17 protein-coding genes are annotated in these 22,180 nt (G+C 73.7%); 7 read left to right on the forward strand and 10 right to left on the reverse strand.

Annotated features, from left to right (window positions below):
• Positions 1 to 45: 45 nt before the first annotated feature.
• From AB0F01_RS07885 to AB0F01_RS07895, 3 genes are read right to left on the reverse strand one after another with little or no spacing between them, the layout of a single operon-like run.
• Positions 46 to 1,548: a VWA domain-containing protein gene (locus tag AB0F01_RS07885; protein ID WP_362090961.1), complete on the reverse strand. Its 1,503-nt coding sequence runs from the start codon at positions 1,546 to 1,548 to the stop codon at positions 46 to 48.
• Complete coding sequence (locus AB0F01_RS07890; protein ID WP_362090964.1) at positions 1,545 to 2,969, reverse strand: hypothetical protein; 1,425 nt, start codon at positions 2,967 to 2,969, stop codon at positions 1,545 to 1,547. Before AB0F01_RS07890 ends, AB0F01_RS07885 begins: the two co-directional genes overlap by 4 nt.
• Positions 2,939 to 3,442, reverse strand: a complete 504-nt coding sequence (locus AB0F01_RS07895) for a hypothetical protein (RefSeq protein ID WP_362090967.1) — start codon at positions 3,440 to 3,442, stop codon at positions 2,939 to 2,941. Before AB0F01_RS07895 ends, AB0F01_RS07890 begins: the two co-directional genes overlap by 31 nt.
• A gap of 339 nt (positions 3,443 to 3,781) precedes the next feature.
• Between AB0F01_RS07895 and AB0F01_RS07900 the strand changes: the two genes are divergently transcribed.
• Positions 3,782 to 7,096 (forward strand): S8 family peptidase, encoded by a 3,315-nt coding sequence (locus AB0F01_RS07900; protein ID WP_362090969.1) that lies wholly within the window; start codon positions 3,782 to 3,784, stop codon positions 7,094 to 7,096.
• Between the two features lie 270 nt (positions 7,097 to 7,366).
• Here AB0F01_RS07900 and AB0F01_RS07905 read toward each other — a convergent pair whose 3' ends face one another.
• Entirely contained in the window at positions 7,367 to 8,485 is a 1,119-nt protein-coding gene (locus AB0F01_RS07905; protein WP_362090972.1) for a hypothetical protein, read from the reverse strand.
• Positions 8,486 to 8,934: 449 nt separating this feature from the next.
• On the opposite strand from AB0F01_RS07905, the gene AB0F01_RS07910 reads away from it, so the two are divergent.
• Complete coding sequence (locus AB0F01_RS07910) at positions 8,935 to 10,092, forward strand: cystathionine gamma-synthase (protein WP_362090974.1); 1,158 nt, start codon at positions 8,935 to 8,937, stop codon at positions 10,090 to 10,092.
• Positions 10,093 to 10,110: 18 nt separating this feature from the next.
• On the opposite strand, the gene AB0F01_RS07915 is transcribed toward AB0F01_RS07910, so the two are convergent.
• From AB0F01_RS07915 to AB0F01_RS07925, 3 genes are all read right to left on the reverse strand, one after another.
• Positions 10,111 to 10,359 (reverse strand): hypothetical protein, encoded by a 249-nt coding sequence (locus AB0F01_RS07915; RefSeq protein WP_362090976.1) that lies wholly within the window; start codon positions 10,357 to 10,359, stop codon positions 10,111 to 10,113.
• Between the two features lie 304 nt (positions 10,360 to 10,663).
• Complete coding sequence (locus AB0F01_RS07920) at positions 10,664 to 11,167, reverse strand: sigma factor-like helix-turn-helix DNA-binding protein (RefSeq protein WP_362090979.1); 504 nt, start codon at positions 11,165 to 11,167, stop codon at positions 10,664 to 10,666.
• 156 nt (positions 11,168 to 11,323) lie between these two features.
• On the reverse strand, positions 11,324 to 11,824 hold the full coding sequence (locus AB0F01_RS07925; RefSeq protein WP_362090982.1) for a MarR family transcriptional regulator: 501 nt from the start codon (positions 11,822 to 11,824) through the stop codon (positions 11,324 to 11,326).
• 185 nt (positions 11,825 to 12,009) lie between these two features.
• Between AB0F01_RS07925 and ilvA the strand changes: the two genes are divergently transcribed.
• The 3 genes from ilvA to AB0F01_RS07940 all read left to right on the forward strand — a co-directional run bounded on the left by ilvA (position 12,010) and on the right by AB0F01_RS07940 (position 15,287).
• Positions 12,010 to 13,239 carry a threonine ammonia-lyase gene (gene ilvA, locus AB0F01_RS07930; RefSeq protein ID WP_362090985.1) on the forward strand — a complete coding sequence of 410 codons (1,230 nt, stop codon included), beginning with the start codon at positions 12,010 to 12,012 and terminating at the stop codon, positions 13,237 to 13,239.
• Between the two features lie 186 nt (positions 13,240 to 13,425).
• On the forward strand, positions 13,426 to 14,430 hold the full coding sequence (locus AB0F01_RS07935) for an ATP-binding cassette domain-containing protein (RefSeq protein WP_362090988.1): 1,005 nt from the start codon (positions 13,426 to 13,428) through the stop codon (positions 14,428 to 14,430).
• The gene (locus tag AB0F01_RS07940) at positions 14,427 to 15,287 is read left to right on the forward strand and encodes an ABC transporter permease (protein ID WP_362090991.1); all 861 of its coding nucleotides are present in this window, start codon (positions 14,427 to 14,429) and stop codon (positions 15,285 to 15,287) included. Before AB0F01_RS07935 ends, AB0F01_RS07940 begins: the two co-directional genes overlap by 4 nt.
• A gap of 186 nt (positions 15,288 to 15,473) precedes the next feature.
• Here the strand turns inward: AB0F01_RS07940 and greA are convergent, their stop codons facing one another.
• Positions 15,474 to 15,971, reverse strand: coding sequence for a transcription elongation factor GreA (gene greA / locus AB0F01_RS07945; protein ID WP_362090994.1), 498 nt, complete (start codon positions 15,969 to 15,971; stop codon positions 15,474 to 15,476).
• A gap of 166 nt (positions 15,972 to 16,137) precedes the next feature.
• Positions 16,138 to 16,536, reverse strand: coding sequence for a DUF4307 domain-containing protein (locus AB0F01_RS07950; protein WP_362090997.1), 399 nt, complete (start codon positions 16,534 to 16,536; stop codon positions 16,138 to 16,140).
• Between the two features lie 148 nt (positions 16,537 to 16,684).
• On the opposite strand from AB0F01_RS07950, the gene mca reads away from it, so the two are divergent.
• Both mca and AB0F01_RS07960 read left to right on the forward strand, forming a co-directional pair.
• Positions 16,685 to 17,566 (forward strand): mycothiol conjugate amidase Mca, encoded by an 882-nt coding sequence (mca, locus tag AB0F01_RS07955; RefSeq protein WP_362091000.1) that lies wholly within the window; start codon positions 16,685 to 16,687, stop codon positions 17,564 to 17,566.
• Positions 17,559 to 17,813, forward strand: coding sequence for a hypothetical protein (locus tag AB0F01_RS07960; protein ID WP_362091003.1), 255 nt, complete (start codon positions 17,559 to 17,561; stop codon positions 17,811 to 17,813). The genes mca and AB0F01_RS07960 overlap by 8 nt, the downstream gene beginning before the upstream one ends.
• Before the next feature lie 694 nt (positions 17,814 to 18,507).
• On the opposite strand, the gene AB0F01_RS07965 is transcribed toward AB0F01_RS07960, so the two are convergent.
• On the reverse strand, positions 18,508 to 21,708 hold the full coding sequence (locus AB0F01_RS07965) for a tetratricopeptide repeat protein (protein ID WP_362091006.1): 3,201 nt from the start codon (positions 21,706 to 21,708) through the stop codon (positions 18,508 to 18,510).
• Positions 21,709 to 22,180 lie beyond the last annotated feature (472 nt).

Genomic DNA, 22,180 nt, shown 5'->3' on the forward strand with positions numbered 1-22,180 from the left:
GACACGGACCGGAAGGGGCCGTGGCGGCGCGGGACTCAGCGCGACTCAGGTGAGGAACGTCTTGAGTTCGTGCACCAGCTTCTTGATGTGGCCGGAGATCACGGGCGTGCCGAGGTCCTTGAACCGTTCCCGGAACCACGGGTTGACGCTGCCGCGGCCCGAGCTGGTGACCGAGCCGACCGGGATGAACTTGGCCCCCGAGCGGTGGATGGCGGCCATGCTGTCGAACAGCTCGGTGGTGCGCCATTCGTAGAAGTCGGAGATCCACACCACCACGGTGTTCCGCGGCTCGGCGATCTTCGGCTGGGCCAGGGCCATGGCGACCGTGCCGTCGGTGCCGCCGCCCAGCTTCGTGCGCAGCAGCGTCTCGAACGGATCGCTCGCCCAGGGCGTGAGGTCCAGGGCCTGGGTGTCGTAGGCGATGAGGTGGACGTCCACCTTCGGCAGGCCGGCGAAGATGGAGGCCAGGATGGTGCAGTTGACCATCGAGTCGACCATGGAGCCGGACTGGTCCACGACCACGATCAGCCGTTGCGGCGTCGTCTTCCGGCTGGTGTGCCGGTAGTAGAGGCGGTCGACGTAGAGCCGTTCCTCCTCCGGGCTCCAGTTGGTGAGGTTCTTCCAGATGGTGCGGTCCAGGTCGAGGTTGCGGAAGACCCGCTTCGGCGGCACCGACCGGTCGAGTTCGCCGACCGTGGCCTTCTCCACCTGGGTGCGCAGGACCTCGGCGACCTCGTCGACGTAACGGCGGATCAGCGACTTCGCGTTCGCCAGCGCCACGCCGGAGAGGTTGTCCTTGTCGCGCAGCAACTGCTCGATCAGGGACATGCTCGGGGTGAGCCGCGCCGCCAGCCGGGAGTCGGCGAGCACCTCGCGCAGATGCATCCGCTTGACGAGCCCCGCCTCGATGGCGCCGAGTTCGGGCCCGATGGCCGGGATCAGCCGGTTCAGGTCCGGGGTGCGCCCGCCACCGGTACCGGTCGGGCTGACACCGCCGCCCGCGCCGCCGCCCGCCCGGTCGCCCGCGCCGCCGTTCGGGGCGGGGGCCGCGCCGCGTTGGCCGCGCAGCTCGCCGGGACGGCAGCCGAACGCCCGCTCCAGCCACCCCGCGTCGGACTGCCAGCGGGCCAGCTGCTCGGCGCTGACCGTGCCGGAGCCGGTGGCGAAGACGTTCAGCAGCACCTTGGAGGCGAGCGCCGCACGCCGCACCTCCGCCGCCCTGTCCCGCGCGCCGTCCTCCTCCGGCTCGGGGGCCATCAGTCCGTCGAACTCGTCCGCCAGCTGCGGATGGCGCTGCACCACGGAGTCGAGCGAGACGCCCGGGTCGAGCAGCGCGGACGGCAGGCCGATGTCCTCGACGACGGCCAGGCTCGCCGACTCCAGCGCGGCCTGCTCCTCGGGGTCGAACAGCCGGGCCAGCAGGCGCCAGTAGAGGGCCTGACGGCGGTTGTCGTGCGGGTCGGGCCCGTCCGCGGGGGTGTTCGGGGAGGCCGGGCCGTCCGGGACGGCGGGTGCGGCGGCCGGGTCGTGGTGGGTGTCGTGGGTCATGTGCGCAGCAGCTTTCCGGCTCGTTCGCGCAGGACGGCGACGGCGTCGGTGGCGGCCTTCTCGGCACGCACCCCGGCCTTGTCGGTCGTGCCTCCCGCCCAGGCGCCCGCGTGGACCGCGACGGGCTTCTTGCGCACCAGGCGCTCCACGGCCAGCGGCTGCACCCGGAACTCCCCGGCGTCCCAGCGCAGCAGCGCGACGCAGGCGGCCGACGCGGCGACGGCGTCCGCGGTGAGCGGTCCGGCGGCCGGCACCCGGTCGGCGTCGACGGCGAGGCGGTGTCCGGCGATCCGGAACGCGAGCCCGGTGTCGTCCTGCTCCGCCTCGTACCCCTCCAGCAGGACGGGGACGGCGATGCGGGCCGGGTGGCGGTCCAGCGGGGCCACCGGCGCGGCGGTGGCGGCGGGCAGCGCCACCCGCGCGGTGACGAGGGCGTCGGCCGGCTCCCCGGCGCGGGCGCGGGCGTCGTCCCAGACCAGGTCGCCCTCGGCGGTGACGGGCATGGCGTCGAGGTCCATCGCGCGGCCCTCGCTCACCGCCGCCAGCAGCGACATGTGCGGGCGGAGCAGCTGCCACAGGCCCGCGCCGACCACCGTGTCCGGCTTCGGGGCGGACACCCCGGCCCGCACCAGGCGGGGCGTGCCGCCGTCCGCGGGCTCGAACACCGCGTGCACCTGGGCCTGCACGGCCGTGGCGTGTTCCCGCAGGTCCACCCCGAGCGGCAGCAGCCGGCCGGTGGCCGTGGCCGTCGCGGGGCCGCCGGCCGCGCCGGGCACCGTGAGCAGCAGGGCCCTCGACCAGAGGTCGGCCCACCGGCGCACCGGCACCCGCTCCAGGGCGGCCCCCGGGCAGGAGGCGGCGAGTTCGGCGGCGAAGCCGTCCAGCAGCGTGGCCTGACGGCGCAGGGCCGGATCCGGCAGCATCGCGGAGACGACGGGGGCGGCACCGGCGACCAGTTCGTGGTCGAGGCCGCGCCAGCCGGCCCGCGCGAGGTCGCTGAGCCAGCTGCGGGCCGCCGACAGCAGGTTCGCCGCGTGGCCCGCGTCCCCCGCGCCGGGGGCGGGCGGGTCCTCGGCGGCGGGGCGGCCGACGGCCTCCGTCACCCGGGCGGTCAGCGCGTCGTGGACGGAGCCGAGCAGGGCGGCGCGGGCGGCGGCGAGCGCCACGAGGTGGTCCTCGCCGGCCGCTCCGGCGGCAGCCTTGTCGGCGGCTTCCGCGACCCGCGCGGCGAGCGGCGATCCGGCGACGGCGTCGGCCAGTTCGGCCAGCGCGGCGGCCTGGGCCGCCTGCGGCCGCAGCAGTCCGGCGACGAGCACGCCGTCGAAGGCGTCCACGGCCGCCAGCGCCTCGTCGAGGCCCTCGATGCCGGCGGTGAGCAGGTCGGCGCGCATCAGGCCACCGCCCTCGTCGTCGGGAACCACTGCATCTCCGGCAGCGGGGTGGTGACCGGCGCGAGTTCGAGGTAGGCGAGGTGGCGCAGGAACCGGCTGAAGACCGGTGCCGCCGCCGAGGTGTCGCCCTGCGCGGGCCGGGTGGAGGTCATGGCGGCGGTGAGCGCCCCCGCGTCGGGTGCGTCGCCGTCGACGTCGGCCTTCAGGTAGCGGGCCACGCGCTCGGCGCCGTACTGCAGCACCGCTTCACCGATCAGCGCCCGTATGTGGTTGCAGAACGTGCCGCGGGCGCCGCCGCAGGGACGGTTGTTGTTGGTGCTGCAGGCGAAGGCGTACGTCCCGGCGGCGACGGACGACACGTACACCCGGCCGATGTCGGACCCGCTGGAGACCACGCCCTGGAGCCGGCCGTCGGCCAGCTCCACGAAGGGCACCTTGGACAGTTTCCGTGGACGCGCGGGCGGCACCACCCGTACCGTGCTCGACTTCTCCCAGACGGACAACGCACCATCTCCCATGCATGCGAAAGGGGACGTCCACGCCACTGCGGCGCAACAAGATCGAAGGTAGCGCCCGCCACTGACATCGCCCCCCGGAGCGGACCTCCGGGCCGCCGCCGATGCCTGCCCCCGGGGACCTGGGTGCCGCTCAACCCGTCGGTTCTGTAACGGAGTTGCGGCGGTGTCGTTGCGGTGGGCCGACGGCTTGCACACGGGCCGCCGCCCGCCTTGAGGGGCGTGATCGGGCCCGGTCATACTGCGTCGGCCGACGGGTGCGCACCCGCGCACACGACCACCGTCGGCCGGATGTCGAGAGACTCCGCGAAGACCCCAGGGGGGGACGTGCCCGGACAAGTGAAGAGAGCATGCGCGGTCGCGGTCGCCACGGCGGCGGCCGTGGCGCTGACGGCCGGCCTGACCGTACCGGCGGCGGGCGGGGAACGCGCCGCCGGCCCGTCGGCGGCAGCGGGGGGTTCCCCGCCCGCCGCCCGACACGTCACGCTGATCACGGGGGACCGGGTCGCCGTCGACGCCCGGGGCCGGGTGGTCGGCCTGCAGCGGGCCGAGGGCCGGGAACACATACCCGTGCGGATCAGCGGCACCGGCGGCCGCACCCTGGTGATACCGGCGGACGCCGCCCCGCTGGTCGCGAACGGGCGCCTGGACCGGCGCCTCTTCGACGTCACCGAACTCGCCGGGACGGCGGCCAGGACGTCGCAGCAGCAGGGCCTGAAGGTCATCGTGGGCTACCGGGGGGCCGCCCGCGCGGCCAAGGCCGAGGTACGCGACGCCGGCACCCTCCGCCGCACCCTCACCACGCTGAACGCGGACGCCGTCCGGACCCCGCCCGAGAACGCGGGCGCGCTGTGGGACGCCGTCACCGACGGCGAGGGCACCGCCCCCGGCATCTCCCGCGTCTGGCTCGACGGCGTGCGCAAGGCGTCCCTGGACACGTCCGTGGCCCAGATCGGCACGCCCAAGGCGTGGGCGGCGGGCCACGACGGCACCGGCGTGCGGATCGCCGTGCTGGACACCGGCGTGGACGCCACCCACCCCGACCTGAAGAACCAGGTCGTGGCCGAGAAGAACTTCAGCGCCTCGCCCGGCACCGGCGACCGGTCCGGCCACGGCACCCACGTCGCCTCCACCGCCGCCGGCACGGGCGCGAAGTCCGGCGGCACGCACAAGGGTGTCGCGCCCGGCGCCAAGATCCTCAACGGCAAGGTCCTCGACGACGAGGGGTTCGGCGACGACTCCGGCATCCTCGCCGGCATGGAATGGGCGGCCGCCCAGGGCGCCGACATCGTCAACATGAGCCTCGGCGGCCCGGACGGTCCCGAGACCGACCCGCTGGAAGCGGCCGTCGACAAACTGTCCGCCCAGGGCATCCTGGTCGCGGTGGCCGCGGGCAACGCCGGGCCCGACTCGATCGGTTCGCCCGGCAGTGCCGACTCCGCGCTCACCGTGGGCGCCGTCGACGGCAAGGACCGCCTGGCCGACTTCTCCTCCACCGGCCCGCGCACCGGCGACGGAGCCGTGAAGCCGGACGTCACCGCGCCGGGCGTGGACATCACGGCCGCCTCCGCCAAGGGCAGCGCGATCGCCGCCGAGTTCGGCGAGAAGCCCGCCGGCTACACCACCATCTCCGGCACGTCGATGGCGACCCCGCACGTCGCGGGCGCCGCCGCGCTCCTCAAGCAGCAGCACCCCCACTGGGGCCCCGCCGAACTCAAGGGAGCGCTCACCGCCTCCGCCAAGGGCGGCGCGTACACGCCGTTCCAGCAGGGCACCGGCCGGATCCAGGTGGACCGGGCGATCCGGCAGACCCTGATCGCGGAGCCGGCGTCGCTGGCCTTCGGCGTCCAGCAGTGGCCGCACACCGACGACGAACCCGTCACCCGGAACCTCACCTACCGCAACCTCGGCACCGAGGACGTCACGCTGAAGCTGACGTCCACCGCCACCGACCCCAAGGGCAAGGCCGCTCCCGCCGGCTTCTTCACCCTGGGCGCCACCACCGTGACCGTCCCGGCGGGCGGCACGGCCTCCGTGCCGCTCACCGCCGACACCCGGCTCGGCGGCACCGTGCACGGCGCCTACGGGGCGTACGTGGTGGCCACGGGCGGCGGCCAGACCGTGCGCACCGCCGCCTCGGTGCACCGCGAGGCGGAGTCCTACGACGTGACCGTCAGGACCATCGGCCCCGACGGGAAGCCCGCCACCGAGCACCTCACCGACCTCACCGGCTACACCGGCGAGGGCAAGGACCGCCAGTACGCCGTCCCGGCCGAGGACGACGGCACCACCACCGTGCGCGTCCCCAAGGGCACCTACCTGCTGGACTCCTGGACGGTGAAGGACCCCGAGACCTTCCGCGGCGGCATCGACTGGGTGGTGCAGCCCCGGCTGGACGTCACCCGGGACACCACGGTCACGGTGGACGCCCGCACCACCCGGGCGGCCGACATCACCGTGCCCGACGCCGAGGCACGCCCCGCCACGGCCACCGTCTCCTACGTGCACGACCCCTCGGGCGCCCTGATCGGCTTCGCCGGTGACTCCTTCGCCGACGTGCGGATGGCCCACCTCGGGCCCGAGGTGCCGGGTGGCATCCAGCAGACCTGGAACGGCCAGTGGACCAGGGGCGCGAACACCGAGTACCACGTGGCCACCAGTGCCCGGGTGAAGAAGATCCAGGGGACGAAGAAGCGGCACTTCACCGCCCGCGACCTCGCCACCGTGACCCTCGGCCTGGGCGCCCCGGCCCCCGGCCGGACCGGCGGGGTCAACACCTTCGGCCTGCTGGCCGACGACGTGGTGTTCGGCGAGCTGATCGAGCAGAAGCTCCCCGGCTCACGCACCCTGCACCTGTCGACCGGGGACCGCGCCCGGTGGGCCTTCGACTTCGAACAGCGGGCCGGCGTGGACGCGCGGGGACTGCCCGTCGTCGAGGCCGCCTACAGCCTGGGCGGGGAGCGGGCCTACCAGGCGGGCAAGAAGTACACCCACAGCGTCAACCGGGCCGTCTTCGGCCCGGCCCTGGACGGCGACTCGGGGCTGACCCGTGAGGGCAACACCCTGTACGGCTATGTGCCGATGCTGGTCGACGGCGCCCGCAACCAGGGCGGTTCCCGGATCACGTCGTCCCTCACCCAGCTCTATCGCGACGGCAAGCGGATCGGCACCCTCCGCGGTTCGCTGTCCGACGGGGTGGAATTCGGTGTCCCGTCCGGCAACGCCGAGTACCGGCTGACGACCTCCCTGAAGCGCGGCCCCCGCGTCGGCGCCGGAGTCTCCACCCGCGTCGACGCGTCCTGGACCTTCCGCTCCAAGAAGGCCGCCAAGGCCGCCTCGCTGCCCCTGTCCACGGTCCGCTTCGGCGCGGTCACCGCCGCGGACAGCACGGTCGCCGCCGGACGGACCGCGAAGGTGCCGGTGTCGGTGGAGGGCGCCGCGCGCGGCAAGAACCTCAGGTCCCTCGCCGTGCACGTCTCCTACGACGGTGGCCGCACCTGGAAGAAGGCCGCGGTCACCAAGGGCGCGATCACCGTCAAGAACCCGGCGAAGGGCCGGTCGATCTCCTTCCGTGCCAAGGTCACCGACACCAAGGGCACCGTCTCGACGGTCGCCATCCACCACGCGTACCACGGCAGGTGAGCCGTCCCGCGGCGCTGTGAGCGCCGCGTAGGGGTCCGTCGGGGGCGCCTGCCTCCGGCGGACCCTTCGTCGCGTCCGGGCACGGGCGAGCTGCTCCGCTCCGGTGCGAACGACGTCGGCGGCACGCTGATGGACGGCCGGTGAGCCCGCCACCGGGGTTCATCGGGGCGCGCCTCGCGCCGGGTGCACGCGGAGTGCCTCGGGGCGCACCGGGCCGGGCCGGGTGCACGCGGAGTGCCTCGGGGTCGCCCGGCCCGGGCGCTCCCCGGGTCAGTGCGGCAGCGTCGCCGGGCTGCCGCCGTTCGCCTCGTAACCCGCCACCGCCAGCGCCCGGTAGACCGCGAACTCGGCGGCCGGATCGTCCGCCAGCGACCAGGGGAGCGCGCCGACGTGGCCGTCGACCCGGACCAGTTGGTCCATGGCCTCCGCCCAGCGCTCACTGCGCACCAGGAAGAAGACCAGCAGGTGCCGCACGTGCGCCTGCATCGGGTCGTCGGGCCGGGCCGCGTGCACCGCGTGCAGCGCGCCGTGCACCGCCTTGGTGACGACTTCGGTCTGGTAGAAGCTGCTGACCAGGGTGACGTCGGGCAGGTGCTCGAACACCGCGAACAGCGGCATCGCGGCCAGCAGCGAACCCTGGGGCGCCCGGGCCGCGGCGGCCTCGGCGAAGGAGTACGCCAGCTGCCGGGAGCCGTGCCACTTCTCGCACCAGTACTGCAGGGCCGCCAGATGGGCGCCCATGTGCGTCGGAGCGCGGTCCAGGATCTTCAGCCAGACCTGCTCGAACTCCTTCTGGGAGTACCCGAGCCCGCGGGCCACGGACAGCTCGATGATGTAGGGGACCGGGTCGCCGGGGGCCAGCAGCGCCGCGTCCCCGCAGGCCGCTCTCGCCTCCTCCATGATGATCCGGAACTCGTCCGTGCCGGGCGTCGCCGTGCGCCACGCCTGCTGCACCAGGAACTCGGCGTGCACCGCGGCGCCGCCCGCGTCCTTCGGCTGCTCGGCGCGCCACACCCGCAGCCACTGACCGCCCGGTGCCTCGTCCACCCCGCCCGGCCGGTCCCGCAGCTCCAGCGAGGCGGCACCGGCGAACGCCTGCACGCGCTGCCAGCGCTGCTCGTCCCCGGCGTCGGTGCCGGACAGCAGCTGCCGGGCGGCGCGGTAGTCCTGGGTGCGCTGCACGAGGTCCAGGACGTCCAGGAGATCCTGGTCGGGGCCCGGCATGCGGATGTCCAGCTCCTCCTCGCGGACGAAGCCGTAGTTCGCCGGGTCCGCCGCGTCCGGGTGGTCCGGCGAGACCAGGCCGACCGCGCCCTTCCTGCGCCGCAGGACGGGAAGCAGCACGATGCTGATCATGATCAGCGCCATCAGGACCCAGAGAATCTCCATGTCTCAAGCGAACCAGAACACGCCGACAATTGGCCAACCTGGGGTCGGGTCTGTGGAAAACCCCGCGCGGGGATGCCGGCGGACGCGGTCGCCCGCCCGGTACGGCTCGCCCCGCTGCCCCGCGAGGCCGCACCCGGGGGCCGACGGCCCGCGGTCCGGCGGCGAGGGCCGCGCCCGGGGGCCGGCGGTCCGGCGGCAAGGGCCGCGCCGGACCGGGTCTGCCGGCCCGCGCCCACCGACCGGCAGACCCCGGACCACCCGAATCAACTCGGAGGGACCGGGATAGCCCGCCGTGGAACCCATAGATCGGGACAGCCCCTCCGCGGACCCCCCTCACCCCGCCCCCCGGACCCCCGCAGGCGTGCCCCGCGGCCCCCGCGGGCGTGCGCGGGACCACCGGCAGTGGCTCGGATCGGCGTCCGGCTCGCGGGCGCACTACCCTCGGGCCCATGAGCGACAGGCACATCAGTCAGCACTTCGAGACGCTCGCGATTCACGCGGGCAATACCGCCGACCCCCTGACGGGCGCGGTCGTCCCGCCGATCTACCAGGTCTCCACCTACAAGCAGGACGGTGTCGGCGGCCTGCGCGGCGGCTACGAGTACAGCCGCAGCGCCAACCCCACCCGGACCGCGCTGGAGGAGAACCTCGCCGCCCTGGAGGGCGGTCGCCGCGGTCTCGCGTTCGCGTCCGGACTGGCGGCCGAGGACTGCCTGCTGCGCACCCTGCTCAGCCCGGGCGACCACGTGGTGATCCCCAACGACGCGTACGGCGGCACCTTCCGCCTGTTCGCGAAGGTCGTGGCCCGCTGGGGCGTGGAGTGGTCGGTGGCCGACACCGGTGACGCCGCCGCAGTGCGGGCCGCCATCACGCCGAAGACCAAGGCCGTGTGGGTGGAGACGCCCTCCAACCCGCTGATGGGGATCACCGACATCGCGGCCGTCGCCCAGGTCGCCCGGGACGCGGGCGCACGCCTGGTCGTCGACAACACCTTCGCCACGCCGTACCTGCAGCAGCCGCTCGCGCTCGGCGCGGACGTCGTCGTGCACTCCCTGACGAAGTACATGGGAGGGCACTCCGACGTGGTCGGCGGCGCGCTGATCACCGCGGACGCGGAGCTCGGGGAGGAGCTGGCCTTCCACCAGAACGCGATGGGCGCGGTCGCCGGGCCCTTCGACTCCTGGCTGGTGCTGCGGGGCACCAAGACCCTCTCCGTGCGCATGGACCGGCACAGCGAGAACGCCACCAAGGTCGCCGACATGCTCACCCGGCACCCGCGGGTCACGAGCGTGCTCTACCCCGGGCTGCCGGACCACCCCGGCCACGAGGTCGCCGCCAAGCAGATGCGCTCCTTCGGCGGCATGCTCTCCTTCCGCGTCGAGGGCGGCGAGGAGGCGGCCGTCGAGGTCTGCAACCGGGCCCGCGTCTTCACGCTCGGGGAGTCCCTCGGCGGCGTCGAGTCGCTGATCGAGCACCCGGGGCGCATGACGCACGCCTCCGTGGTGGGCTCCGCCCTGGAGGTGCCCGGTGACCTGGTGCGCCTGTCGGTCGGCATCGAGAACGTCGACGACCTGCTGCAGGACCTCCAGCAGGCCCTCGACAAGTAGGGACGGAAGAGAACCGGCTCACCAGCCGGTCAGGGGTGGGGTCGTCTCCGACGGCGGCTCCACCCACGGGCGTGCGGTCAGTGACCACACCAGGAACGCCACCGTCGCCGCGCACAGCAGCAGCCACATCAGGCGGCGGGCGGCGTTCCGGCGCCGCAGCAGGCGCTGCCCGTGACGCACGGCGTCCGCGTGGAGTTCCGGCGGAACCGGCGGTGAGGGTGCCTCCAGCAGCCGCCGCACCCGCGCCTCGCGGTGGAGCTGACTCATGGCACCCCTCCGGCAGCCGGGCGCGACGCACCGGGATCCGTCGGCGGCCCTCCGGTACCGGGCGGCCCCCCTCCGGCCGTCGGGCCCGACCTTCCGGCGGCCGGCCGCGGTCCCACCGCACCCGGTCGCGGCCCTCCGGCCGTCGGCCCCGACCCTCCGGCAGCCGGCCGGGGCCGCGGTTCCGTACCGCCGGAGCGCGGCGGCCCGGACGCCCGGGACGGCCCGGCAGAGGGGACGTCCGAGGGGACCGCAGAGGGGACGGCCGAGGGGACCGCTGTGACGGAAGGCCCGCCCCGCGCCGGGATCATGACAGCACCGCCCGCACGCCGCCGACCGCGGACACCGCGGCGGACGGGCGCCGCAGCAGCGTCTCCGTCGCGCGGGCGCCCAGCGCGCGGACCCGTTCCGGGGACAGCCCCAGCAGAGCCGCGGTCTGCTCCTCGGCGACCCCCTCCAGGAAACGCAGCACCACCACCAGCCGCTCCTGCCGGCCGAGGGCGGCCAGCGGGCTGCCGGGATGGGGGCGGGCACGCAGCAGGCCGCCCGGCCCGCGCCGGTCGCCGTGCGCGTAGCGCAGGGCCAGCTGCCGCCGGGCGTGGTCGTAGGGATCGTCCCCGTGCAGCCGGTTCCAGCAGGCGTACGTGTGCGCCAGGGAACGGGTCAACAGCCGCCGCGCCCGCGGGTTGTGCTCGGGGGCCTCGGCGGTGAGCAGCGTGGCGGTGTGCAGCAGCCGCCCGGCCGCGCCCGCGACGAACGCCGCGAACTCGCGGTCCCGGCGAGCGTCCTGGAGCACGTGCCGTTCTCGCACCGCGCCTCCCGTACGACCCGGACAGCCGGTCCCGGCCGCGTACGGCGCCGGGCGGGCGCGTACGACGGGGACCCGCTCTCCATCATCGGGCCACAGCGGCCCCCGGGGTCAAGGGGCGCGCACCACCGGCACGGCCGCCCCGGTCTCCGGGTGTGCTCAGGAGGCCGGCGGGGCCTCCGGACCGGGCACACCGTGCGCGGACATGCGCGCGGAGAGCGCGCCGTTGAAACGGGTGAGGAGCGCGCAGAACACCTCGCGCTCCTCCGGCCCCCAGTCCTGCGTCAGCTCTGCCATCAACTGCCGCCGGGAGGAGCGCACTTCCTCCAGCCGGGCCTGCCCGCGCGGGGACAGCTGCAGCACGACCGCGCGGCCGTCGTCGGGGTGCGAGGTGCGCTTGACCAGGCCGGTGTCCACGAGCGGCGCCACCTGCCGGGTGACCGTGGAGGAGTCGATGCCCATGCTCGCGGCGAGGGCCTTGACCCCCATCGGGCCTTCCTTGTCCAGCCGGTTGAGCAGCAGGTAGGCGGCACGGTCCATGGAGTTGCGGACCTGGCCCACCCCGCCGAGCCGGGTCTGTTCGGCACGGCGTGCGAACAACGCCACCTCGTGCTGCAACGTGTCGAGAAGACCGGTGTCCCCGACGGTCGTCCTGTCCATCGACGTTCCAGGTGTTGTGGCCATGTCCGGGCGCTCGCTTCGTGGAGGGCTGCTGATGTGGAAGGACAGGGTACGCGGCCCGGCCCCCCGCCGTACCGGTCCGGGCAAAGCCGGTTCCCTCCGCACCGGTTGCGGTCCGGGGCCTTCGCCGCCCGCGGCGGGCCGCGAACTGCGATGCTGGAGCCATGAACCACGGCACGGCCGGCTCCCTGCGGGCCGTCACCCTCGACGACGTGCGCGGCGCGCAGAAGATGCTCTCCGGGGTGTCCCGGGCGACCGCGCTGGAGAGCAGCCGGCACCTGTCCCGCCTGGTGGGCGCACCGGTGCACCTGAAGTGCGAGAGCCTCCAGCGCACCGGTTCCTTCAAGCTGCGCGGCGCCTACGTGCGGATCGCCGGGCTGCTGCCCGAGGAGCGGGCCGCCGGGGTGGTCGCCGCGAGCGCCGGGAACCACGCGCAGGGCGTCGCGCTGGCCTCGTCCTTGCTGGGGGTCCGCTCGACGGTGTTCATGCCGAAGGGTGCTCCGCTCCCCAAGATCAGTGCCACGCGCGAGTACGGCGCGGAGGTGCGCCTGCACGGCCAGGTGGTCGACGAGACGCTGGCCGCGGCCACGGAGTACGCCGAGCGCACGGGTGCGGTGTTCATCCACCCCTTCGACCACCCCGACATCATCGCCGGTCAGGGCACCGTGGGCCTGGAGGTCCTGGAGCAGTGCCCGGAGGTCCGCACGGTCGTCGTCGGCATGGGAGGGGGCGGGCTGATCGCCGGGATCGCGGTCGCGGTGAAGGCGTACCGGCCCGACGTGCGGATCGTCGGCGTGCAGGCGGAGGGGTCCGCCTCGTACCCGCCGTCGCTCGCGGCCGGGCACCCGGTCGCGGTGCGCGATCCGGCGACGATGGCGGACGGCATCAAGGTGGGGCGGCCCGGTGAGGTGCCGTTCGGGATCGTGGCCGAGCTGGTGGACGAGGTCCGCACGGTCACCGAGGACGAACTGTCCGCCGCGCTGCTGCTGTGCCTGGAGCGGGCCAAGCTGGTGGTGGAACCGGCCGGGGCCAGCCCGGTGGCGGCGCTGCTGAGCCGCCCGGACAGCTTCGAGGGGCCGGTCGTGGCGGTGCTGTCCGGGGGGAACGTCGACCCGGTGCTGATGGAGCGGGTGCTGCGGCACGGGATGGCCGTGCAGGGCCGCTACCTGGCGGTTCGGCTGCGGCTGCCGGACCGGCCGGGGGCGCTGGCGGCACTTCTGCGGGCGTTGTCAGTGGTGGACGCTAACGTCCTGGACGTGAGCCATGTACGGACCGACCCCCGTCTGGGGCTCACGGAGGTGGAGGTCGAGCTGCACCTGGAGACGAAGGGCCCCGAGCACTGCACGGAGGTCGAACGGGCCCTGCGCGAGGCCGGTTACACGGTCATCGGCTGAGCCCGGCGGCCCTCGGGACCCCGGTTGTCACTCATCCGGGTGATCTCATGGTGAGACGCGATACATCGCGTTATGGTGTGTGGGGTGACGGTCCCAGCGCCGTTCCGCAGAGGCGAAAAAATCTCGGCAGAAGAAAACGCACAAATCTAGGCTTCTCGAAGAACCCCCGACGACGTGGAGACTGATATGCCAGGCGCCATCCATGCCGAAGGTCTGGTGAAGACCTTCGGAGACGTCAAGGCGCTGGACGGCGTCGACCTCGAGGTGCCCGAGGGCACCGTCCTGGGCCTGCTCGGACCCAACGGCGCGGGCAAGACGACGACCGTCCGCTGCCTCACCACCCTGCTGCGACCCGACTCCGGTTCGGCGGTCGTCGCCGGCATCGACGTGCTCAAGCACCCCGACGCCGTGCGCCGCTCCATCGGCCTGTCCGGCCAGTTCGCCGCGGTGGACGAGTACCTGACCGGCCGGGAGAACCTCCAGATGGTCGGCCAGCTGTACCAGATGAAGTCGAAGGCGGCGAAGGCGCGCGCGGACGAACTCCTCGAGCAGTTCAACCTCGCGGACGCCGCCGACCGCACCACCAAGACCTACTCCGGCGGCATGCGCCGCCGCCTCGACCTCGCCGCCGCCTTGGTCGTCTCGCCGCCCGTGATGTTCATGGACGAACCGACCACCGGCCTCGACCCGCGCAACCGCCAGCAGCTGTGGGAGGTCATCAAGCAGCTCGTCTCGGGCGGCACGACCCTGCTGCTCACCACCCAGTACCTGGAGGAGGCCGACCACCTCGCGCACGACATCGCGGTGGTCGACCACGGCCGGGTCATCGCCCAGGGCACCTCCGACCAGCTCAAGGCCCGCACCGGCGGCGAGCGCGTCGAGGTCGTCGTGCACGAACGCGAGCACCTCGCCACCGCCTCCGAGGTCCTGCGCGGCTTCGGCAAGGGCGAGACCACGGTCGAGGAGCACATGCGCAAGCTCACGGTGCCGGTGACCGGCGGCGCCAAGCTGCTCGCCGAGGTCATCCGGGAGCTCGACGCCCGGGGCATCGAGATCGACGACATCGGCCTGCGCCGCCCCACCCTCGACGACGTGTTCCTCTCCCTCACCGGACACGTCGCGGAGCGCGCCGAGGACAACGGCAACGGGACCGCCGAGGGGCGTCCCCAGCAGAAGGAGACCGCGAAGTGAGTGCCGCCACCGACGCCGTGCGCACCAGCACGGCACCCGGCAACCCGATCGGCCAGTCGGTCCGGGACTCCCTGATCGTCGCCAAGCGCAACCTGATCCGCATGGCCCGGATCCCCGAGATGGTCCTGTTCGGGATCATCCAGCCGGTGATGTTCGTCGTGCTGTTCACGTACGTCTTCGGCGGCTCGATGAAGATCGGCGACACCACCGACCCGAACGTCTACAAGAACTTCCTGATGGCCGGCATCTTCGCGCAGACGGTCACGTTCGCCACCGCCGGCTCCGGAGCCGGGATCGCGGACGACATGCAGAAGGGGCTCATCGACCGCTTCCGTTCGCTGCCGATGGCCCGCGGCGCGGTGCTGACCGGCCGCACGGTCGCCGACCTCGTGCAGACGTCCATCACCCTGCTGGTGCTCGCGGTCGTCGCCCTGATCGTCGGCTGGCGTCCCGGATCCGCGGAGCCGACCAACCTCGGCAAGATCCTGGCCGGCTTCGGCCTGCTGCTCCTGCTCGGCTACGCCTTCACCTGGATCGGCGCGCTGATCGGCCTGTCCGTGCGCACCGCCGAGGCGGCGACCTCCGGAGGGATCATCTGGCTGTTCCCGGTGACGTTCATCTCGAACGCCTTCGTCGACGCGAGTCAGATGACTCCCTGGCTGCGCCACATCGCCGAGTGGAACCCGTTCAGCGCCACCGTCCAGGCCTGCCGGGAACTCTTCGGCAACCCCGGGGTGTCCACCTCGACCGCCTGGCCCATGCAGCACCCGGTGTGGGCGTCGTTGATCTACTCGGTCCTGATCATCGTCGTCTTCAGAACGCTGGCGGTGCGCAAGTACCGCTCGGCCGCGGCATGACGAAGCCCCCTGCCCCACGCGGAGGCGCGGGGCAGGGGGCCCGTCGAGGCCGGTCGTGGCCGGTCGGTCCACATGGGGCCGCTGCGAAGCCGGCCGGCACGGGGCCGGTGCGGCGGACTCCGCCGCCGTGGGCTTCGGACTCCGCCGTCGTAGGGCTTCGGGCTCGGCCGTCGTGGGGCTCGGGACTCAGCCGTCGTAGGGCTCGGCCTTGAGGATCCGCACCGAGGCCATCTTGCCGTTGGGCAGCTCGTACTGGACGTCCTCGCCCACCTTGTGGCCCATCACGCCCGAGCCCAGCGGGGACTGCGGGGAGTAGGTCTCCACGTCGGCGCTCGCGTACTCCCGCGAGGCGAGCAGGAACGTCAGGGTGTCGTCCTCGTCGCCGTCGAACGCGATGGTCACGACCATGCCGGGAGCGACCGAACCGTCGGCCACCGGGGGTTCGCCCACCTGGGCGTTCTCGAGGAGCTGGGTGAGCTGGCGCACGCGGAGCTCTTGCTTGCCCTGCTCCTCCTTGGCCGCGTGGTACCCGCCGTTCTCGCGCAGGTCGCCCTCCTCACGCGCGGCGGCGATCTTGGCAGCGATCTCCGAGCGCGCGGGACCAGTAAGGTACGCAAGCTCGTCCTTGAGCTTGTTGTACGCCTCCTGGGTCAGCCAGGTGACGTTCTCGCTGGTCTGGGTCACAGGTGCTCCTCGTAGGACTGGGAATACAAAGGATCGCCCTCCCCAGAAGATGTTCCTCCACGGATGGGCGAAACCACGAGCCTAACAATTCAGCGCAGGAAGGGGGAGGACATAAGCCACCGGACTCATGTCGTCGCAGGTCAGCGACTGTGTTTTGACCGTGCCCTCAGTCGGCGTGGCAGCCGATCAGCTCGGCGGACGTCGCCTTGCCGGTGGTGCGCAGCGTGACGACCTCGTCGATGCGGGTCGCGTCCCCGTCGAAGCGGAAGTCGGCCCGGCCCACCTCGGCACGGGTGGAGTCCACCGAGCGCACCGTGCAGTAGCCGGCGGTGTCCGCGTCCTTGTGCACCTCCAGGTGCACGCGCACGGACTTCTCCCCGGCGTCGAAGCTGATCACTTCCGCGCTGATCTCGTTCTGGACCACGTAGTGGTAGCCGAACCAGCCGATCAGTCCGAGCATCACCGCACCCAGCACGGCCCCGATGATCTTGAGCATCCGGTCGGCACGCTCATCCGAGGAACGGCCGTAGCGGCCCTCGGGCGGTCGCGTGCTCGCCGTCGTCATGATCGTCTCCTCGGCAGGAAGGGGGACCCGGGTCCCGTGGGAGGCCCGGAGCGGAGCCCCGGAATTATTCGCCCCCCGGTTCGGTCACTATAGAAGCCCGAGACCGCGCCGACGCACGCAGGGCGCCGACCGACTGAGGATTTGAGTCTTGACTGACCAGTTGCGACTGATGGCTGTGCACGCCCACCCCGACGACGAGTCGAGCAAGGGCGCGGCCACCATGGCGAAGTACGTGTCCGAGGGGGTGGACGTGCTGGTGGTGACCTGCACGGGCGGGGAGCGCGGCTCCATCCTCAATCCGAAGCTCCAGGGCGACGCCTACATCGAGGAGCACATCCACGAGGTCCGCAAGAAGGAGATGGACGAGGCCCGCGAGATCCTCGGGGTCGAGCAGGAGTGGCTCGGCTTCGTCGACTCCGGACTGCCCGAGGGCGACCCGCTGCCGCCGCTGCCGGAGGGCTGCTTCGCCCTGGAGGACGTCGACCGGGCGGCCGGTGAGCTGGTGCGGAGGATCCGCTCCTTCCGCCCGCAGGTGATCACCACCTACGACGAGAACGGCGGCTACCCGCACCCCGACCACATCATGACCCACAAGATCACGATGGTGGCGTTCGAGGGCGCGGTGGACACCGAGAAGTATCCCGAGGACGAGTTCGGGCCCGTCTGGCAGCCGCTGAAGCTGTACTACAACCAGGGCTTCAACCGTCCCCGCACCGAGGCCCTGCACGAGGCCCTGCTGGAGCGCGGCCTGGAGTCGCCCTACGGGGACTGGCTCAAGCGCTGGTCCGACTCCGAGCGCAAGGAACGCACGATCACCACCCACGTCCCGTGCGCCGACTTCTTCGAGATCCGCGACAAGGCGCTGATCGCGCACGCCACGCAGATCGATCCCGACGGCGGCTGGTTCCGGGTGCCGATGGAGATCCAGAAGGAGGTCTGGCCCACCGAGGAGTACGAGCTCGCCAAGTCCCTCGTCGACACCTCCCTCCCCGAGGACGACCTCTTCGCGGGCATCCGGGACAATGGCTGACATGAGCGCGAGTGCAAGCCTGGCATTGACGCACCTGGTCCCTCTTGCCGAGGAATTCGACGAGAACAAGGTCACCCCCGGCGTCCTGGGGTTCATCGTCTTCGCGGCGATGGCCCTGGCGGTCTGGGCCCTGATGAAGTCGATGAACCGGCACATGAACAGGGTCGACTTCACCGAGTCCCCGGAGCCGGGCGCGGAGGCCGAACCGACGGCGGCGTCCGGCGCCGCCGAGAACAAGCGGGACTGAACCGTGGGCTCTCCGCTCCGGCGGAGAGCCCACGGTCCGGCCCGCCGGGCCCGGGCCACCTGACGGCCTCCCGGCTTCATGGCCTCCGGGTTTCATGGCCTTCCGGCCTTCCGGCCTTCCGGCCTTCCGGCCTTCCGGCCTTCCGGCCTCACGGCCTCACGGCCTCACGGCCTCACGGCCTCACGGTCCCCGACACCGGATGCCGCCGCGTCCGACGGCCCCGCGCCGGGGCGGGTCGCCCTTCACGGCCCCCTTCACGACCCGGCTCTGCGCCGGGTGGGACCGCCCCTTCGCGACCCCCTCTACGACCCCGCGCTGTGCCGATTGAAGTCGCACTTCGCGACCCAGCCCAGCCCTGAGCCGGTGCGGGGGACCTGGACACCGCCGAAGGCATGGGTGGGCGAGCCGCGGTTCGTCGGCGGCGGCCCGCGCGGTACAGGGCCGCCGTCCCACGGCCCGGGCCCTTCCTCACGCCGGAAGCGCTGCGGTCGGCACCGGGACGTGCCGCTCCACAGCACCGGAGGTGCCGCGGTTCGGCACCGAGACGTGCGGCTCCACAGCACCGGGAGTGCCGCAATTGGGCACCAGGACGTGCCGCTCCGCACGCTCACAGCCCATGGGGCCGCCGGCCAGGCACCGCTGCCCGCCGTCAGGCCGGGCGTCGGCCGGAGGGGCCCGGTCGCCCGCCACCCGGCTACGGCACCGCCGTGACCCGCACGCCCATGACCTCGCGGGCGTGACGGCTGGGCACCATGCCCAGGCGCCAGGCCTGCCAGCCCGCCTCCAGGGTGACGCCGCGTTCCAGCAGGAGCTGGAACGCCTCCACGTAGTCGTCCAGCTTCTCGTCGCGCAGCGGATGACCGTCCCGCGCGAGCCGGGACAGTTCCTCCTGGGCCACCGCCGTGCCGACCTCCGTGCCGCCGGGGGCCGCGTACGGGAGGAGGGTGCAGCGCAGGAAGCGGGCCCAGTCCTCGCCGCGCCGGTCCCCGTAGGAGGCGAACAGCGGCACCGCTTCGTCGCACAGCGCCAGCGCCTGCTGCGTGCGCGCGTTCCCCGCGTCGACGACCGCCAGCTCCAGGCACGTCCACGCCTCCCCGTGCGCGACGCCGATGCGCCGGAAGTCGGCGCGGGCGTCCACCAGCAGCTGACGGGCGAACCCGGAGTTGCGCAGCGAGCCGGTCCGGGCCGCGCGCTGGTCGCGGGTGACCCGGGCCGAGTGGTGCCGGGCGCAGGCCAGGCCGTAGACGTCCCGCATCCGGGAGAACATCGTGCGGGAGCATTCCAGCTCGCGCACCGCGCGGTCCAGGTCGCCGGTCTCCTCCAGGGCCTGCCCGAGGTAGTACAGGGTCCACGCCTCACCGCGCGCGTCCTCGTTGTCCCGGTGCCGGGCCGCCGCCCCGCGCAGGTCCTCCACCGCCGGGGCGGCGTCCCCCGTCACCAGCCGGGTCCGGGCCAGCTGGGTCAGCGCCCAGGCCTCCCCGCGGGCGTCCCGGGTGCGGCCGTACAGCTCCAGGGCCGTGCGCAGCTCGCTCTCGGCCCGCGCCGCGTCCCCCAGCAGCAGGTGCAGCTGGCCCAGCTGGAAGTGTGCCCACGCCTGGCCGTGCACGGACTCGCCCGCGCGGTGCAGCACCAGGGACTCGGTGAGCAGGCCGAGCGCCTCGGACAGGCGGGCCCGGTCGCGTTCGACCGCGGCCAGCGCGTGCATCGTCCATGCCCGGTCGGTGGCCAGCTGGGGAGCGGCCTGCAGGGCGAGGGACTCCCGCAGCTTCGCCGCCGCCTCCGTCAGGTTCCCCTGGTGGTGCAGCGTGATCCCGAGCGAGGCGAGCGCACGGGCCGCGCCCGCGTCGTGGTGCGCCTCCCGGTAGAGGTCCACCACGGAGGTGAGGGTGGTGCGGGCCTTGTCCAGTTCGCCCAGCTGCCGGGCGGCGATGCCGGTGCGCCACTGCACCGATCTCACCAGCAGTCCCTCGTCCACGGCCTGTGCCAGCTCGCTGATCTCGCCCAGCCGGTACAGGTCGCCGCGGAGCAGGCAGTAGTCGCACAGCGCGCCGAGCAGGTTCAGCACCGCCGCCCGGTCGACGCCCTCGGCGTGCCGCAGGGCGGCGGTGATGAAGCTGGACTCGTCGTCCAGCCAGCGCAGGGCCTCCTCCAGCGAGGTGAAGCCGTAGGAGCCGAAGCGGTCGGACCGGGTCGACACGTTGCCGTCGACCAGCCGCAGCACGGAGTCGGCCAGCTCGGCGTAGTTCACGATCAGCCGTTCCTGCGCCGCCGACCGCTCGGCGGGGTCCTCCTCGTCGTGCAGCCGGGCCCGGGCGAAGGAGCGCACCGTGTCGTGCAGCCGGTACCGGCCCTGCCGGACGGGGCTGATCAGGCCGGCTCCGGCCAGTGCCCGAAGGTGCCGGGCCGCCTCGGTCTCGTCGGTGGCCAGCAGCGCGGCAGCCGCCGCGGCACCGAGCGAGGCGCGGCCGGCCAGCGCCAGCCGGCGCAGCAGCCGCCGTACGGTCTCCGTCTGGTCGGTGTAGCGCAGCCACAGGGCGCGCTCCACCGGCTCCACCGGTCCGTACGCGCCCAGGTCGGCGGCGAGGGCACGCGGGGATCTCGGGCCGAGCGAGGAACCGGCGATCCGCAGCGCCAGCGGCAGCCCGCCGCACAGGTCCCGCACCGTGTCGACGGCCTCGGCGTCGTACGGGCCGGAGGAGTCCTGCGCGGCGGCCGACAGCAGTTCCTCCGCGCCCGCCGGGTCCAGCGCCTCCACGGCCAGCTGGTGCACCCGTGCGGGCAGGTCGTCGGGCAGTCCGAGCGGGGCGCGGGCGGTGACCAGGATCAGGCTGTCGGACCGCTCCGGGACGAGGGTGCGCACCTGCATCGGGTCGGAGGCGTCGTCGAGGACGATCGTGACCGGCAGCCCCGTCAGGTGCTGCTGGTACAGCTCGCTCAGCCGCTTGACCTGCTGGTCCGCGGAGGACCGTTCGCGGAACAGCAGTTGCTCGCGGGGCGCGCCGAGCCGGTTCAGCAGGTGCAGCAGCGCGTCCCGGGTGGACAGCGGCGGCTCGCCCGGGCTGTCGGCGCGCAGGTCCACCACGCAGGCGCCCCGGAAGTGGTCCCGCAGCTCGTGCGTGGCCCGCACCGCGAGGGTGGTCCGGCCGCTGCCCGGCGCACCGTGCAGCACCACCACCGTCGGCCGGGTCTCGGTGCTCGCCCGTGCGGACTGGACCCACTGCCGGATCCGGCCCATCTCCTGCCGTCGGCCCGCGAACGGCCCCACCGGCTCGGGCAGTTGCCGGAACGACTGCTCCAGTGCGCTCCGCCCGCGGGCCGCCGCGCTCTTGTCCGCGCCGCGCAGAAGCGGCCCCGTCCTCTTCGGACCGGTCGACGCGGCCAGCACCCGCTGCTGGTCCAGGAACGGCCGGATGCCCCGCACCTCCAGGGCGGTCAGCCACTGGAGCCGCAACTGCTCGGGCCCGCCCGGCTGGCTCACCGAGCCGGCCCGGCGGTGCGCGGCCGGCACGTGCGTCCCGGCCACCTTCACCACCGTCGCGGCGGCACCGGCCACGCCCACGGTCACCCCGGCGCTCACCGCCGTCCCGACGCCGGTGCCGAGGGCCACGTCGGCGACCACGGCCGCCACGCCGGCCACCCCGGCCACGAGTAACGGTGTCCCGGCGCCCTCGCGGGCGTACCGCTGGCGGAAGGTGAGCCGCCCGGCCTCCGCCTCGTCCAGGGCGCTCACGTACGCCTGGTACTCCTCGGCCGCGGTCGCCGCCATCGCGTCGAGCGCCCCGCGCGCCCGGCTCAGCAGCACCTTCCCGTCCGTACGTCCCCCGGTGCGGCGGACCTCCTCCTCGACGGCCCGCCCCAACAGCCTCTCCGCTTCCGCCCGATGACTGTCCCGCATGTCTCGTCCCCCTCCGGCGGCGACGCCCCTTCCGGCCCCGTTCCCTGATCCCAAGTGTGTCGTCCGGGAGCCATCGTGGGGAGGGGGCAGCCGGGAGGGGCGGGTCGGAGGGGCGGGCGCGAGGGGCGGGTCGGAGGAGGGCGGGGCCGGAGCCGGACCAGGGGGCACGCGGCGCTCCCGGTTGTCGCTGCCGGCCTGCTGCTGCCACCCCCTACCGGGGTATCAGCCGGACATGGCTCCCCGGGGTGACGCCTCACGGGCGCCCTCTTCCTTACCCTGCGCAGGGTGAGCAGGGACGAGACGGAGGGAGACGGGCGGATGCGGGCCTCCGCGGCGAGGTGGGCAGCCACCGCGCTGCCGGCCGTCACCGCACCGGCCGTCACCGCACCGGCCGGCTCCCCGGCAGCCCCCGGGCCCCCGAGGGCGACGCACCCGCAGCGGTCGCGCCGGACGCGGCCGGCCCCGTGGCCCG

The organism is Streptomyces sp. NPDC029526 (genome assembly GCF_040637405.1).
Classification (GTDB): domain Bacteria; phylum Actinomycetota; class Actinomycetes; order Streptomycetales; family Streptomycetaceae; genus Streptomyces.

Excerpts from the sequence above, each read along its gene's own strand:
- AB0F01_RS07885 (WP_362090961.1), bottom strand. The coding sequence starts at position 1,548 with ATGACCCACGACACCCACCACGACCCGGCCGCCGCACCCGCCGTCCCG.
- AB0F01_RS07905 (WP_362090972.1), bottom strand. The coding sequence starts at position 8,485 with ATGGAGATTCTCTGGGTCCTGATGGCGCTGATCATGATCAGCATCGTG.
- AB0F01_RS07910 (WP_362090974.1), top strand. The coding sequence starts at position 8,935 with ATGAGCGACAGGCACATCAGTCAGCACTTCGAGACGCTCGCGATTCAC.
- AB0F01_RS07915 (WP_362090976.1), bottom strand. The coding sequence starts at position 10,359 with ATGAGTCAGCTCCACCGCGAGGCGCGGGTGCGGCGGCTGCTGGAGGCA.
- AB0F01_RS07925 (WP_362090982.1), bottom strand. The coding sequence starts at position 11,824 with ATGGACAGGACGACCGTCGGGGACACCGGTCTTCTCGACACGTTGCAG.
- ilvA (WP_362090985.1), top strand. The coding sequence starts at position 12,010 with ATGAACCACGGCACGGCCGGCTCCCTGCGGGCCGTCACCCTCGACGAC.
- AB0F01_RS07935 (WP_362090988.1), top strand. The coding sequence starts at position 13,426 with ATGCCAGGCGCCATCCATGCCGAAGGTCTGGTGAAGACCTTCGGAGAC.
- AB0F01_RS07950 (WP_362090997.1), bottom strand. The coding sequence starts at position 16,536 with ATGACGACGGCGAGCACGCGACCGCCCGAGGGCCGCTACGGCCGTTCC.
- AB0F01_RS07960 (WP_362091003.1), top strand. The coding sequence starts at position 17,559 with ATGGCTGACATGAGCGCGAGTGCAAGCCTGGCATTGACGCACCTGGTC.
- AB0F01_RS07965 (WP_362091006.1), bottom strand. The coding sequence starts at position 21,708 with ATGCGGGACAGTCATCGGGCGGAAGCGGAGAGGCTGTTGGGGCGGGCC.